The following is a 15152-nucleotide window of genomic DNA, read 5'->3' on the forward strand; positions in this document are numbered from 1 at the left end:
GCAAAAGTAACAGATACCTGCACCTGACGCGCCGGAATAATTGATACATTCTCATAACTAAATTTTAAATAATTGAAGTTGATAAATGATGGCAGTATACTTCCTGAGCTCTGATTGGCCGGTATACACCTATACTCTAAATAGTCCCTTTACGAATTATTAATTATTACTGCTGTTTGGCTGATGGCAATTACACACTCCAAAGTCCTGCGGGGACTCTACTCCCGCACGATGACGCTGAAAATTATATAGGCTAATCCTTTATAGTATTTGTATTCCCTTTTTCTTGTACGGTTGTAACTTCTTAGAATTGGGTGGTAATTCGGTGATTAAAATATCTATCTCATTCACATCACAAATCTTTAATTGTTCAGAAGCATCAATCTTTTCTGAGATAGATAACACGACAACTTTCTTGGAAGTGCTGATCATAGCGCGTTTCACCTGCACTACATCCCAGTCGTTATCTGTTAATCCATCTTCTGCATCTATGGCATTATTGCCCAGAAAACAAAGATCAGCCTTGATCATTTTTATCCTGGAGATAGCTTCTCCACCTACTGTTATTTTAGAACCTTTAGAGAGTTTGTCTCCTATTACGATTACTTCTATATTCGGATGATTCGCATATTCAAAAGCTGCCGGTAAACTTACCGTGATAAATGTAGCCTGCAATTCCTTTGGCAGGATACGGGCCAGTTCAACGATAGTAGTTCCTCCCGTGGTTAGTACGAACATCCCGTCCTGTATGAGTTGTACAGCCTTTAACGCAATTGTTTTTTTATCCTCCACTGCATATACATCCCTGGATGTAATGCCCAGATGAAATGAGTTTGATAACGCCCCTCCATGTACCTTTATAATCTTTCCATCCTGTGCCAGCTCCGCAAGGTCACGCCTGATAGTATCTTCAGACACCTGTATCTGTTCACTCAGATGAGAGGACAACACTTTATTATGCAGGTTTACCTGATGTAATATGTATGCGTGGCGTTCCTCCTTTAGCATCTGATTTTGGTTGAATCTAATTGAAAATTGAATTTCGGCAAATAAACGCAGAAAACAAAATATAAAACCGCATTTTCTTGCTGTTTTTAGCAGATTTATGCGGAAATGAAACCGGTCTATGCCGGGAATGATATTTTTCCCATTGTAACCGCCGGCATACCTGGCTTTCCAAAATCTATCCCCTCTCCTGCTACCGCTTCATTCGCCAGTATGGCAAATAATACTGCTTCTTTTGCATCTCCTTCTATTCCTATCTCTCCTGTACTGCGGATTCGTAGACGTGGCATCTGTTGCTTTATCAAACTTATCAATAAAGGATTATGTGCACCACCACCGCTTACATACACTGCATAATCCTTCTCTTTATCCAGTACACTTAATAACGCATCTGTAATAGTATCTGCACTAAAATACGTTAAAGTTGCCATGACATCATAAGAAGAAAGATCCTTTGTATTACTGCGTTCCTGCGCTTTCTCTACATACTCTTTATTGAATAACTCAGGGCCTGTTGTTCTTGGAAAAGGCTCTTTGAAAAAAGGATGATCTTTTAATGCTGCCAACAACGGTTCACTCACTTTACCCTGTAAAGCAAACAAAGCGTCTTTATCAAACTCCTCCCTGAAATAAATACGTGCAAAAGCATCCAACAAAGTATTACCCGGACCGGTATCCGTTACATACACCGCAGAAGCATCTAATGTAGCAGGTAAAAAGGTGAAGTTCGAAATACCGCCCATATTCAGCATGATCCTGTCTTCTCCCTGTTTGGAGAAAATGCAGTAGTCGCCGTATAAAGCCAATGGTGCACCTTCTCCACCGGCAGCAATATGTTTCTGCCTGAAATCACTAAGGGTGATGATACCTGTATCTACAGCGATATGGTCTCCGTCTCCGATTTGTAAAGTAGCATTAAAGAAAAACTGCCGCTGATGTAAGCTTTTAGGACTGTGATAGACTGTTTGCCCGTGAGAGGCTATCAGGTCTACGTCCTGCGGGTTTATGTTCCATCTCTTTAAAGCTTCCAGGATATAAGCAGCATGCACCTTTGCCAGCCAGGGATTCAATAAACACAGTTGTTCAAAGCTGATCATCTCCTTTGCAAATATCTTGCGGATTTCGTCTTTTACCATAACAGGGTAAGAGAAGGTATGGAAATGCTCCAGTGTTACTTTGGTATCCATCCCACTGCCACTTATGGCACATAGGGCCACATCCAATCCATCCAGCGATGTACCGGACATTAAGCCGATAATACGCCTTACAGGTTTATTGGAAATATCGAAGAGTTTATGCAGGTTTTTATTCATGACTTTCCACTTTCAATAGCTGATCGAATACTTCCCTTTTCTGCAATCAGTTGTTTCGCAGTTTCTTCATCTACGGCTAATTCCGTCATCACCATCTTCACCGCCCGGCTGATTAGTTTTTTATTACTCAGCTGCATATCCACCATCTTATTCCCTTTCACATGTCCCAGCTGTATCATCACTGTAGTAGAAATCATATTCAGGATCAGCTTCTGTGCAGTACCTGCTTTCATACGCGTACTACCGGTCAGGAACTCCGCGCCTACTTCTGCTTCTACAGGATATTCCACTGCAGCAGCCAGCGGACTGCCTGTATTACAGGTTACACATCCGGTAAGGATCCCCTGCTTACGCAATGTTGTTACGCCCCCAATCACATAAGGAGTAGTACCCGATGCCGCAATACCTATCACGGTATCTTTATCTGTGATTGAAAACTGCGCCAGATCTTTTACTGCCTGCTCCGCATCATCTTCTGCAAACTCCACTGCTTTACGGATGGCGGTATCACCACCTGCAATAATGCCCACTACCAGCTCATGTGGTACACCAAACGTTGGTGGACATTCAGATGCATCCAGGATACCCAGTCTGCCACTGGTTCCGGCGCCTATATAAAAAAGACGGCCACCCTGTTTCATGCGTTTAACAATGGCAGTTACCAGCGGCTCTACCTGGGGAATGGCTTTTGCAACAGCCAGCGGAACAGTCATGTCCTCGCTGTTAATACCTTCCAGTATGGCCGTCACACTCATTTGCTCCAGGTTGTTAAAACGGGAAGACATTTCTGTAGTCAGCATATCATTAAGATTATAGTAGTTTTTTTTCTGCCGGTTTTGAAAACAGTAATAACCCGATAAACATCAGTAAACCGTTTATTACCAGTAATTCCAATCCTATTTTATAATCACCCAGCACTTTCGCCTGGTAGGTATCCAGGAAAAGACAGATCAGCGGTGCAGCCACAGCCAGCACTGGTACTACGGCATCATTCACCCTGCGGCGGGTAAGGATCCCGAAAGAGAACAATCCCAGCAAAGGGCCATAAGTATAACTGGCCACCACCAGGATTACATTGATCATACTGGCACTGTTAATATATTTAAACAGCAGCACGAACAGCAAAAAGATAAAAGATACAACCAGGTGTACCCTTTGCCGGGTCTTTTTCTGCTGCACTTCTGTAAGGTTGCCACGTTGGCGTATATCCAGGATATCTATACAAAAAGAAGATGTTAATGCGGTGATAGCACCATCTGCACTTGGGAACAATGCGGAGATCAGTGCAATGATAAAGATGATGGACATATAAGCAGGCATATGCTCCAGCGCCAGCACAGGGAAGATCTTATCCCCTACGGCAGATACATGCAGGAAGTCGGCATACAGGTATAATAACCCACCCAGGAAAAGGAATAACATGATGACTCCCAGTAATACAAATGCCAGGGTTACCACATTTTTCTGCGCGCCTTTCAGCGTTTTCACAGAGATGTTCTTCTGCATCATTTCCTGGTCCATACCCGTCATGGTAATCGTGATGAACATCCCGCCTAAAATCTGTTTTAAGAAGAAAGATTTATCATCCGGATTGGTGAAAAAGATCTGCGTCATATGCTTGTTGGTCATAGCTGTAAAACTATCACCCAGACTAAGATTCATGGTATGCAGGATATAGATTACACAGATAACGAGTCCCAGCAGCATACAGCTGGTTTGCATAGTATCTGTATATACGATAGTCTTTACACCACCTTCAAAAGTGTATAATAATATCATGATGAGGATGACCAGTGTAGTAACCCAGAACGGGACATTAAACTGATTCATGATCGCCTCCTGTAAGATGTTTACCACCAGGTACAAACGGGCCGTAGCCCCCAGCGTTCTTGATAATATAAAGAATGATGCGCCTGTTTTATAAGAGGCTTTTCCGAAACGGTTGCTTAAATAATTATAGATAGAGGTGAGATGCAGCTTATAATATAAAGGCAGCAATACATAAGCAATCACCAGGTATCCCAGGAAATAGCCGATCATTACCTGAAAATATGCGAAGGCTGCGGTGGCCACTCCACCCGGTACACTTACAAAGGTGACACCACTTAATGAAGTTCCTACCATCCCAAATGCTACCAGCATCCAGTTACTGTTACGGTTGCCAATAAAGAAAGATTCATTACTGGAATTACGACCGGTATACCATGCTACCAGCAACAGAACAGCAAAATAAATGATAACAATAGAAAACAGGAGGATTGGTGACATACTAGCTATTTGGTTGTTACAGTTATTAAAAACTGCATAAAAACGCACATTCTCTCTTAAATGTAAATACAAAAACGCAGAAAAACTAAAAATATATGCAGAAAGCCGAAGAAAATCTTATTTTAGTATTGCTGCATATTCCACTAATTACAATCTTAAGTATGAAAACACTGCTCTTATGCTTGTTGTTTACTTTTATTAATATTACTGCATTTGCCGACTGGATCCGCATTAACCAGATGGGCTATACTCCTGCTGGCAGTAAGGTAGCGGTATGGTGCAGCAAAGAACAAGATACATTAAAATATTTTGAGCTGATAGATGCGCGTACGCATAAAGTAGTGTATCATCATATGGCAGGTGCTGCCTTTGGCGCATATGGGCCATTCCGGCAAACTTACCGGCTGGACTTTTCCGCATTTCGCCAACCGGGACGGTATTACCTGCAAACAAGGATAATAAATGCAGCAGACACTATGGTTACTGCCGGTCTTAAGTCGTCGGCCATAGCTATGGGCATAACGGCATCCCCTGTGTTTACTATCAGCGATACAGTATATAAAGGTGCTGCGGATTTCTGTCTTCGCTATATGCGCCAGCAAAGAAGTGGATTCAATCCTTTTCTGAAAGATTCCTGCCATACGCATGACGGCTTTCCGGTTTATGGTCCGGATAGCGTTTTTGTGCCGGTTTCAGGTGGATGGCACGATGCCTCCGACTATTTACAATATGTCACTACCTCTGCCAATGCAACCTGGCACCTCTTAGCAGCTTATCGTGATTTCCCAGGCGTTTTTACGGATAGTTTACAGGCAAATGGTCTCTCAGGCTACAACGGGATCGCAGATGTGCTGGATGAGGCTAAATGGGGCCTAGACTGGCTGATGAAAATGTACCCTGCTGATGACAGGATGTATAACCAGATCGGAGATGACCGGGACCATCAGGGTATGCGAATCCCTAAACAGGATACCAACTTTTACAATCACGGACTGGAACGCCCGGTTTATTTCTGCACCGGTGAACCACAGGGTTTATTGAAATATAAAAACAGGAGTACCGGCGTTGCTTCTACTGCGGGGAAATTCAGCAGCTCCTTTGCGATGGGTTATCGTTTATTATCCCCCTTACAACCTGCTTATGCAGATTCTCTGTTACATAAAGCCCATGCGGCATATCAACTGGGAATAGCGAAACCGGGTGTTTGTCAGACAGCTCCGGGAAGATCTCCTTATTTCTATGAAGAAGATAATTATACAGATGATATGGAACTGGCCGCAGCGGAGCTGGCCGGTACATTCGATGCACTCACCTTTGCCAGACAGGAGCCTATTACTCCCTGGCTGGGTAAAGACACCGCAAAACATTATCAATGGTATCCTTTTATCAATGCAGGCCACTATGAACTGGCCAAACAACTAAAAGGACATAACAGGGATACCATTATCCAATACTACAAATCAGGTATTGAAAAAGTCTGGAACAAAGCAGAACACAACGGTTTCTACAGAGGTATCCCTTACATCTGGTGCAGCAACAACCTCACAGTAGCTTTCGCTATTCAATGTTACTGGTACCGCCAATTAAGCGGTGACCAGACCTACATCCAACTAGAACAAGCCTGTTTCGACTGGATCTTCGGCTGTAATCCCTGGGGCACAGGTATGGTATACGGATTACCTGCCAACGGCGATACACCCTCAGATCCCCACTCTTCCTTATCACATTTAAAACATTATCCACTGGATGGCGGACTAGTAGACGGCCCTGTTTACACCAATATCTTCAAAAATCTCATAGGTATAAAACTGGAAGATGCTGATGAATATGCCGACTTCCAAAGCGATCTCGCCGTATATCACGATGACTTCGGAGACTACAGCACCAATGAGCCAACCATGGATGGTACGGCTGTAATGATTTACTTATTAGCCGCTAAAGAAGCAGAAGGAAAAACAATTACACAGGGAGCTATTACAAGAACAGACAGCTCTAAAAAAGAAATAGCATTAGTATTCACAGCAGATGAATTCGGAGACGGATTACCAATCATCTCTCAAACATTACAACAACAAAAAGTAAAAGCCTCTTTCTTTTTCACTGGAAGATTTTATAATACAAAAGCATATCAACTCCCTGTTAAAGCCCTGTATAAAGCCGGTCATTACCTCGGCCCTCATTCAGATAAACACCTGTTGTACTGCGACTGGCAAAACCGTGATAGCCTCTTAGTCACACAACAGGAATTTGAAACAGACATGTCTCAGAATTTATCTAAAATGAAAAAAATAGGTATAGATACAACGGCTGTTAAATACTACATCCCTCCATACGAATGGTGGAACAACGCCATCGCAACATGGTCTTATAAAATAGGATTACAGTTAGTAAACTTCACTCCCGGCACCGGCAGCAACGCAGATTACACTTATCCCGGCATGCCTAATTACAAAAGCAGTAAAGAGATTTACAACGAAATAATGAAGTTTGATAAAAACAGAAAAGGGAATTTAAACGGGGTGATATTACTTATACATGCCGGTACTGATCCAAGAAGAACAGATAAGTTTTACAACAAACTCAACCAGCTGATCAGCGAATTAAAAAAAGAAGGATATCAGTTTAAAAAGATAAATGAGCTGATAAGGAACTAATTCCTTACCTGCCCATCTCCTCTTATAAACCATTTCTCTGTTACCAGTTTTTCTAATGCAAACGGCCCACGTGCATGTAATTTCTGTGTAGAGATACCTATCTCCGCACCTAATCCAAACACCCCACCATCTGTAAAACGTGTAGAGGCATTGATGTATACTGCTGCTGCATCTACTTCATTCAAAAAACGCTCACTGATAGCCGCATCCGCAGACACAATCGCCTCAGAATGTTTGGAAGAATATTCCTGTATATGCTGCAAGGCCTCATCTGCCCCGGACACTACTTTCACAGAACATTTGAAATCCAAAAACTCACGACCGAAATCTTCAGGAGCCGCATGTTCCAGTAAAGGATAATCCAGTTTTTTCAGGATATCATATGCTGTTTCATCAGCAAAGATTTCCACATCATATGCTTTCAGGGAAGGTGCTAATAACGATAACAATGCTCCTGCTACTTCTTTATCCACCAACACAGTATCCAGTGAATTACATACAGAAGGACGGGAGACCTTTGCATTGGTAACAATAGCACTGGCCTTATTTAAATCTGCCGTTTTCTCTACATAAGTATGACAAACACCAGCCCCCGTTTCTATTACAGGCACACGGGAATTAGCGCGTACATATTCTATCAGTTGCTGTGATCCCCGGGGAATAATGATATCAATGTATTTCACCGCAGTAAGCATATCACCTATCAGTGCACGGTCTACCGGTAATAACTGTACGGCGTTTACATCTACATTAAACTCCTTCAATACATCCTGTATCAGGCTTACCAATATTGTATTGGTAAAAAAGGCATCTGATCCACCACGCAATACACATACGTTACCAGAGCGGATACATAACGCTGCCACATCTAAAGTAACATTAGGTCTTGATTCATAAATCACACCTACTACTCCCAGCGGAACAGTACGTTTCTGCACATGTAACCCATTATCTAATGTTCTTTCCAGTAAAACCTGGTTGGCAGGATCAGGTAACAACGCTATCTCATTCAGGCTATCTGCCAGTTGTTTGATACGACTCTCATTCAGCACCAGGCGATCCATTTTCGGGTCCTGCGCAGACATCTTCTCAATGTCTTTCTTGTTCTCTGCCACTATAGCAGCCGTATTCGCCACTACATGCACCGCCAGCCGTTGCAGCAACTGCTGCTTCTGCTGATCAGGCAATCCCTTTACAGAACGGGTGGCTGCCTGTGCCTGCTCCAATAAACCTTGTATAGATTCCATGTTACTTTTTCTTACTACAACAATACAATATCATCGGCATGTGCAATCTCTAAATTCTGCACTTTCCCATCTTCAGTTAAAATCTCTGAAGATACTTTTGCCCGTGCCACGGCAATCACATTATGCTCCTCATCTACTATTTCAAATACCTCTCCGCATTCAAATTTTTCCAGCACTGTCAACACACCTACTGCCAGCAAGCTACGCCTTTTCTGCAAAGCAGTAAGAGCGCCTTCATCTACCAGTACCCGGCCGGTTACCAGGCTGCCACTGGCCAGCCATTTCTTTCGGGCGGGCATGCTGCACTCCTGCGGTAAACACAGGGTACCTGTTTTCTCTTCTATTGCGTTGATAATACCATCAGGTGTATGAATACCAAAGATCACCACTTTAATGCCCATGCGGGTAGCCAAACGGGCAAAGGTGAGTTTAGACACCATCCCACCCAAACCAAGACTGGATTTCTTTGTATCTGCCAGTGATAAGATGCTTTCATCAATCTGCTCTATCAGCGGTACTACCTTGCCTTCTTTATCCAATACCCCACCTACAGAAGTACTGAACAGCAATATAGAAGCACCAAATCCAACAGCTATCAGGGTAGCCAGTTCGTCGTTATCGGAGAATTTCAGCTCCAGATCACTAACTACGTCATTTTCATTGGCTACCGGGATTACACCGCTTTCCCACAACTCTTCATATGTTTTCTTTAACTGCAGGAACTGCGCACGGTTGCTGAAGTGCCTGCGTTCGCACAAACTTTGTGCAATCGCGATATCGTAAGGGGCAAAATACCGTGCGTATTTACTCAGCAGCAAGGGGTTACCAATAGCTGCGGCGGCTTTACGCTCGCTGATAGTGCCATTATAGTGTTTCAGGTATTTCTTACCGGCGGCTACCGCTCCCGAAGATACCAGTACAATATTGTATTCCTGCTGCAAATCCGCTGCCTGCCTGGCTATAGATGCCAGTATCGTTTCATCCAGCTCACCATTTTCATGTGTAATAGATGCCGTCCCAAATTTTATAACTACAATCGGTTTGTTCACTGCTCACTGAATTTGCTGCCAAAATATTGAAAAAGCATCGATTTTTTATGAAAAACACTATATAATAATCAATAAGAATGCAATATTTTTAGTAGCAATTAAAATACAGCACGAATCGTATGGTAATTTTAAATATCAGAACAGCAGTAATTGTAGTTACTACCTCTTTATTAAGCCTTGTTGTAAAGGCACAGGAATATACCTGGTGGAATCCTGCCACCAACAGCTTCCCGGTTATAGAAGGACAGGCATGGCCCAAAGAAGTTGGCTTGCCATATGACCGCCTCCCGGCACGTGCAGAGAAAACCGTACAAACAAACGTCTGGAACATCTCCCATCAGACTGCGGGACTGTCTATCCGCTTTAGAACTCCTGCAAAAGAGATCATCATCCGGTATACCGTATCCGGCAAATTCGAAATGTCACATATGCCGGCTACCGGTGTCAGCGGGGTTGACCTCTACGCCATAGACGCTAACGGGGCCTGGAAATGGGCTTCCGGCAGGTATAACTTCGGAGATACCGTCACCTATAAATTCTCCAACCTCAGTGATGAAGCCCGGGAATACCGGCTTTACCTTCCCTTGTACAACAATGTAAAATGGATGGAAATAGGCGTACCGGGTAATACAGCGGTAGTTCCCCTGCAAACACGCAAGGAGAAACCTATCGTGGTATATGGTACTTCCATTGCACAGGGTGCCTGCGCCTCCCGCCCCGGCCTTGCCTGGACTAACCTCCTCGACAGGCAAATGGACAGGCAGGTGATCAATCTCGGTTTCTCCGGCAACGGCAAGCTGGAACCACCGGTAACCGCACTTGTATCTGAAATTGATGCAAAAGTGTATGTGCTGGATTGCCTGCCCAATATCAGCGAACTGCCACCTGCGGAAATACAGGAACGCATTATTACGGCGGTTCATACACTCCGTAAGAAAAGAACTGCGCCTATATTACTGGTAGCACATTCCGCTGCATCGCTGCAATCACTCAATGGCAATGCGAATCATGCTATTGCCAATAAGGCTTTACTGGATGCTTATGAAAAACTGCAATCAGAAGGCGCTAAAGAAGTGTACGTTTTAAACGCGTCGCAGATCAACTTCGATCTGTCTGCTACCGTAGATGGTGTTCATCCTGGTGATGCCGGTATGCTGGAATATGCCAAAGCGTATGAAACCAGTTTGCGTACCATTTTACACGAACCTACCGGCACTATCAACACCACCATCCCCTGCCGCCAGTACCGTGAATTACACCGTTATGACTGGGATGCACGTCACAATGAACTCTTAACTATGAACGCTGCCAAAGCGCCTAAGACTGTGCTGATGGGCAACTCTATCACTCACTTCTGGGGAGGATTGCCCGCAGCTCCTATCGCAAGAGGCGCTGATTCATGGAAAGAAGTGATGGACCCTGTTGGTGCCAGGAACTTCGGCTTTGGATGGGACAGGGTTGAAAATGTGTTATGGCGTGTGTATCATGATGAATTGGATGGGTACAACGCCAATAAGGTATATATCGCCATCGGCACTAATAACCTGGATATGAATACAGATGAAGAGATTATCACAGGACTAAGAGCTTTAGTAAAAGCTATCCGGCAGCGGCAGCCAAAAGCAGGCATATTACTCAGTGGTATACTGCCCCGCCTGAACATGGAGAAAAGAATAGTGAGTATTAACCAGGGCATTATGCAGATGGCTGGAGAAGAACAAGTGCAGTTCATTAACCCGGGAACTGTATTGTTAAAACCTGATGCTACCATAGATGCCACTTTGTTTACAGACGGCTTACATCCCAACGAAACAGGATATAACAAGCTGGCTCATTTTCTACAACCTTATCTACAATAAGGGAACGGTCCAAAAGTGTCTAACCTTGTAGCAAATTAAAAGCTCCGTTAGGAGCTCCGTGTTTGTAGCAAAAAATGATCTTCTCTATAATAGACTCCGTAGGAGTCCCCTAAGTCGCGAATAGAAGGGGACTCCTACGGAGTCTGAGTCTGTTGTTTAATCTGTTTTCTACAAACACGGGGCTCCTACCGGAGCCTATTTAAAATCCATTTAAACTCTTTTACCCAACGGTGACACTGGAAACCACATCGGGCCTATATCTCACTAAATTTCGTTTATTTTTGACCATCACAAAATCCGAACGCTTAAAATCATTTTAGACAATGGGTGTACGTTTCGCTTACCACCTTTCACTCTTTACCTGTATTGCATTATACGCACAACAACCCTTACATGCACAGGAGAAAAACCTCGTGCCCTATGTAAAGCCTATCATCGGTACAGAAAAAATGGGACATACCTATCCCGGCGCTACCGTGCCCTTCGGCATGGTGCAACTGAGTCCTGAAACCGATACCATTCCCTACGAAGAGAATGGACACTATAACCCGGACGTATACAAATACTGCGCAGGTTATCAGTATGCAGATAAAACCATCACCGGCTTCAGTCATACCCACTTAAGCGGTACCGGTCACTCTGATCTGGGAGATTTCCTGATCATGCCCACCACTGGTAAACTGCAGTTAAACCCGGGCACTGCTACTCATCCTGAAAGCGGTTACCGCTCTACCTTCTCTCACGATAACGAAGTGGCAGAAGCAGATTACTACAAAGTAAAACTCGATAAGTACAATATCACCGCTGAGTTAACAACCAGCAACCGTGTAGGTTTCCACCAGTATACATTTGCAGAAGCTACAGACCAGGCACATATCGTACTGGACCTGATGGCAGGCATCTACAACTATGGTAACAAAGACGTGTGGACATTCGTAAGAGTAGAAAACGATACACTGATCACCGGTTATCGCCAGACTAACGGCTGGGCACGTACGCGTGTGGAGTACTTCGCAATGTCTTTCTCCAAACCATTCTATCAGTATGGTCATCAGACCTATGCCAACGATGTATACAGAGGTTTCTGGCGCAAGTTTGATATCAGTCATAACTTCCCGGAAATGGCAGGCCGCCAGGTCCGCGCCTGGTTCGACTTTAAAGCCAGTGCAGGAGAAAAGATCAAGATCAAATTTGCACTCTCTCCTGTAAGCACAGAAGGTGCATTGAACAACCTGCGTACTGAAATACCAGGATGGGATTTTGAAAAAGTGAAAGCGGATGGTCAGGCACAATGGAACAAAGAACTGAACAAGATCAATGCTCAACTGAACAGTGAAGATGAAATGGTAAATTTCTACACTGCCATGTATCACGCATTCATCAGTCCTACTACCTATATGGACGCAGACGGCAGCTACCGCGGCCTGGACCAGAACAACCATAAAGCAGAAGGATTCACCAACTATACCACTTTCTCCCTCTGGGATACTTACCGTGCATTACATCCGCTGTTCAACATCATACAGCCTAAACGTAATGCAGATATGATCCAGTCGATGGTAGCACATTACAACCAGAGCGTACAGCATATGCTGCCGGTATGGTCACATTACGCTAATGAAAACTGGTGTATGATTGGCTACCACAGCGTATCTGTTATTGCAGATGCAGTAGTGAAAGGGAACGCTCCGTTTGATGCAGATAAAGCGCTGGAAGCCTGTGTAACCACTGCCCGTCACCGTAGTTATGACGGACTGGGTTATTACATAGACAAGGGTTATGTGCCGGAAGATAAAAGCGGTGCATCCGTTTCCAAAACACTGGAATATGCATATGACGACTGGTGTATCGCACAAATGGCTAAGAAGCTGAACAGACAGGATATTTACGATGAGTTCATCAAACGTTCAAAGAACTACAGCAACGTATATGATGCAGCCAGTGGATATATGCGTCCCCGTTTGGATAACGGTACTTTCCGTGCAGAGTTTGATCCGCTGAAAACAGACAACCAGGGCTTCATTGAGGGCAATGCATGGAACTACAGTTTGTATGTACCACAGTATCCTGCCGAAATGATTGAACTGCGTGGTGGTAAAAAGAGTTTCTCCAAACACCTGGATTCACTGTTCACCATGCACCTGCCGGATGAATTCTTCGCGGAAACAGAAGACATCACCCGCGATGGTATCATCGGTAATTATGTACACGGTAACGAGCCATCTCACCATGCTGCTTATCTGTACAACTGGACCGGCGAACCATGGAAAACACAGGAAAGAGTACGTATGATACTGAAGAAGATGTACCGTCCATCCTCAGATGGATTAGGTGGTAACGATGACTGTGGCCAGATGAGCGCCTGGTATATCTTCACTTCCCTGGGCTTCTATCCTGTTTGTCCGGGTTCTGATCAGTACATCCTGGGTAGCCCTGCTGTAAAGGAAGCCACCTTAACACTGGAAAATGGGAAAACCTTTACCATAGAGGCTCCCGGACAAAGTGACAAGAACGTATATGTACAGAAAGTAACGCTGAATGGCCAGCCTGTAACCACCAATTCCATCACACATGCAGATATCATGAATGGCGGAAAACTGGTTTTCTATATGGGGGCCAAGCCAAAAAAATAAATAAAAAATAAGTCACTCAGAAGGTCAGCAGCGAATGGTTCATCCCATTTGTTGCTGACCTTCTGAGTTTTATGTGTACATTTATATATACTAACGTGTATATATGAAACCCACACCGCAACAGCACAGTTTCAGGTTTAACCACCTGGGCATTGGTGATATACAGCTGGGCAAAAGACCGGAATCACTCTCCGGCATGTTACCTTTTGATCACTTCATAGGTAAGCATACCTTCGACGTCTTCCCTGCCACTTCCCTTTACCACGTATTTGACGGCGATCTGAAATGCACCATAGAAAGCCGGGACACAGGTTTAGAGCTGCGTCATCTCTTTGCATCTACGAACGGAGAAGGCTTTATCAACCGCATTTTCCTTTATCCCAGGGAAGTGAATAAACACCTTGCCAGCAGGCTTAGTCAGCTTTACGGAGAGCCCAAAATCTGCAAGACCACTGTTGCAGGAAAGCTGGTAGGAACCCAAAGCCTCTGGGTTACAGACGGCGAAACAGAAGTCTCTCTCTTCAGTCCTGTATACGACACTACCATCAACACTGTCATCTCTTTCCGCTTCTTTTACGACGTTCCTGCACTGAAAGATTACCTCATTGCTGTGAGTATATAGCAAAGAAAAGGCCTGCTAAAAAGCAGGCCAGTTATGGTACTTTGGGGGGGACAATACAATTATAGGGTTTTCAAAGGGTACAATATTTTAAATCAGCATTCAGGCTTATTGCCTGCATCAATATTATTAAAAATATAGTTGCTGTAGTGCGATGAGAAAAGTAAACGGACCGGTTAAACGTAAACGACAATATCCAAGTTGCAACATCAGAATTGAGCTAAAACGCTCAAACCCCCTGTTCCTCATGGAAATAGCAGCATTTCAACATGTAAATAATTGATAATTAATCCTCAAATCACAGGTAAGCAGGTGGAAAAAACCGGCAATAAATCAAGAGGAAATGTAGTTGTATGCGATAACAAACTGCGTGAATCACGGTATGTATTACCCCGGTATTTCACGGTGGATTTTAATCGCTCATTATAAAACACACGTGCGGGTATCATTATTCCGCCCAGGCTTGTCAGAAAATAGGATATCCTTCACAGAAAATCAATTTATA

Annotated in this window: 10 protein-coding genes; 4 read left to right on the plus strand and 6 right to left on the minus strand. The window is 43.9% G+C overall.

Annotated features, from left to right (window positions below; translation table 11 throughout):
* Positions 1-261 precede the first annotated feature (261 nt).
* The 4 genes from BMW86_RS04225 to BMW86_RS04240 all read right to left on the minus strand — a co-directional run bounded on the left by BMW86_RS04225 (position 262) and on the right by BMW86_RS04240 (position 4586).
* Positions 262-1008, minus strand: coding sequence for a DeoR/GlpR family DNA-binding transcription regulator (locus BMW86_RS04225; RefSeq protein WP_089779267.1), 747 nt, complete (start codon positions 1006-1008; stop codon positions 262-264).
* A 116-nt stretch (positions 1009-1124) separates the two neighbouring features.
* Entirely contained in the window at positions 1125-2318 is a 1194-nt protein-coding gene (locus BMW86_RS04230) for an anhydro-N-acetylmuramic acid kinase (protein ID WP_089779269.1), read from the minus strand.
* Positions 2315-3118: an N-acetylmuramic acid 6-phosphate etherase gene (murQ, locus tag BMW86_RS04235; RefSeq protein WP_089779271.1), complete on the minus strand. Its 804-nt coding sequence runs from the start codon at positions 3116-3118 to the stop codon at positions 2315-2317. Before murQ ends, BMW86_RS04230 begins: the two co-directional genes overlap by 4 nt.
* Before the next feature lie 10 nt (positions 3119-3128).
* Positions 3129-4586: a sodium:solute symporter gene (locus BMW86_RS04240; protein ID WP_089779273.1), complete on the minus strand. Its 1458-nt coding sequence runs from the start codon at positions 4584-4586 to the stop codon at positions 3129-3131.
* Between the two features lie 161 nt (positions 4587-4747).
* Between BMW86_RS04240 and BMW86_RS04245 the strand changes: the two genes are divergently transcribed.
* Positions 4748-7240, plus strand: coding sequence for a glycoside hydrolase family 9 protein (locus tag BMW86_RS04245; protein WP_089783553.1), 2493 nt, complete (start codon positions 4748-4750; stop codon positions 7238-7240).
* On the opposite strand, the gene BMW86_RS04250 is transcribed toward BMW86_RS04245, so the two are convergent.
* Both BMW86_RS04250 and proB read right to left on the minus strand, forming a co-directional pair.
* The gene (locus tag BMW86_RS04250; RefSeq protein WP_089779275.1) at positions 7237-8487 is read right to left on the minus strand and encodes a glutamate-5-semialdehyde dehydrogenase; all 1251 of its coding nucleotides are present in this window, start codon (positions 8485-8487) and stop codon (positions 7237-7239) included. The two genes, BMW86_RS04245 and BMW86_RS04250, sit on opposite strands and share 4 nt — an antisense overlap.
* A gap of 14 nt (positions 8488-8501) precedes the next feature.
* Positions 8502-9536 (minus strand): glutamate 5-kinase, encoded by a 1035-nt coding sequence (gene proB / locus BMW86_RS04255; RefSeq protein ID WP_089779277.1) that lies wholly within the window; start codon positions 9534-9536, stop codon positions 8502-8504.
* Positions 9537-9655: 119 nt separating this feature from the next.
* Between proB and BMW86_RS04260 the strand changes: the two genes are divergently transcribed.
* The 3 genes from BMW86_RS04260 to BMW86_RS04270 all read left to right on the plus strand — a co-directional run bounded on the left by BMW86_RS04260 (position 9656) and on the right by BMW86_RS04270 (position 14650).
* Positions 9656-11395, plus strand: a complete 1740-nt coding sequence (locus tag BMW86_RS04260; protein WP_089779279.1) for an SGNH/GDSL hydrolase family protein — start codon at positions 9656-9658, stop codon at positions 11393-11395.
* A gap of 323 nt (positions 11396-11718) precedes the next feature.
* On the plus strand, positions 11719-14028 hold the full coding sequence (locus tag BMW86_RS04265; RefSeq protein WP_089779281.1) for a GH92 family glycosyl hydrolase: 2310 nt from the start codon (positions 11719-11721) through the stop codon (positions 14026-14028).
* 103 nt (positions 14029-14131) lie between these two features.
* Positions 14132-14650 (plus strand): hypothetical protein, encoded by a 519-nt coding sequence (locus tag BMW86_RS04270; protein WP_089779283.1) that lies wholly within the window; start codon positions 14132-14134, stop codon positions 14648-14650.
* The last annotated feature ends 502 nt before the right edge of the window (positions 14651-15152 follow it).

The organism is Chitinophaga sp. YR573 (genome assembly GCF_900110995.1).
In the GTDB taxonomy this organism is placed as follows: Bacteria; Bacteroidota; Bacteroidia; order Chitinophagales; family Chitinophagaceae; genus Chitinophaga.

Coding starts and splice junctions, on each gene's coding strand:
- BMW86_RS04225 (WP_089779267.1), bottom strand. CDS start 1,008: ATGCTAAAGGAGGAACGCCACGCATACATATTACATCAGGTAAACCTG.
- BMW86_RS04230 (WP_089779269.1), bottom strand. CDS start 2,318: ATGAATAAAAACCTGCATAAACTCTTCGATATTTCCAATAAACCTGTA.
- murQ (WP_089779271.1), bottom strand. CDS start 3,118: ATGCTGACTACAGAAATGTCTTCCCGTTTTAACAACCTGGAGCAAATG.
- BMW86_RS04240 (WP_089779273.1), bottom strand. CDS start 4,586: ATGTCACCAATCCTCCTGTTTTCTATTGTTATCATTTATTTTGCTGTT.
- BMW86_RS04245 (WP_089783553.1), top strand. CDS start 4,748: ATGAAAACACTGCTCTTATGCTTGTTGTTTACTTTTATTAATATTACT.
- BMW86_RS04250 (WP_089779275.1), bottom strand. CDS start 8,487: ATGGAATCTATACAAGGTTTATTGGAGCAGGCACAGGCAGCCACCCGT.
- BMW86_RS04260 (WP_089779279.1), top strand. CDS start 9,656: ATGGTAATTTTAAATATCAGAACAGCAGTAATTGTAGTTACTACCTCT.
- BMW86_RS04265 (WP_089779281.1), top strand. CDS start 11,719: ATGGGTGTACGTTTCGCTTACCACCTTTCACTCTTTACCTGTATTGCA.
- BMW86_RS04270 (WP_089779283.1), top strand. CDS start 14,132: ATGAAACCCACACCGCAACAGCACAGTTTCAGGTTTAACCACCTGGGC.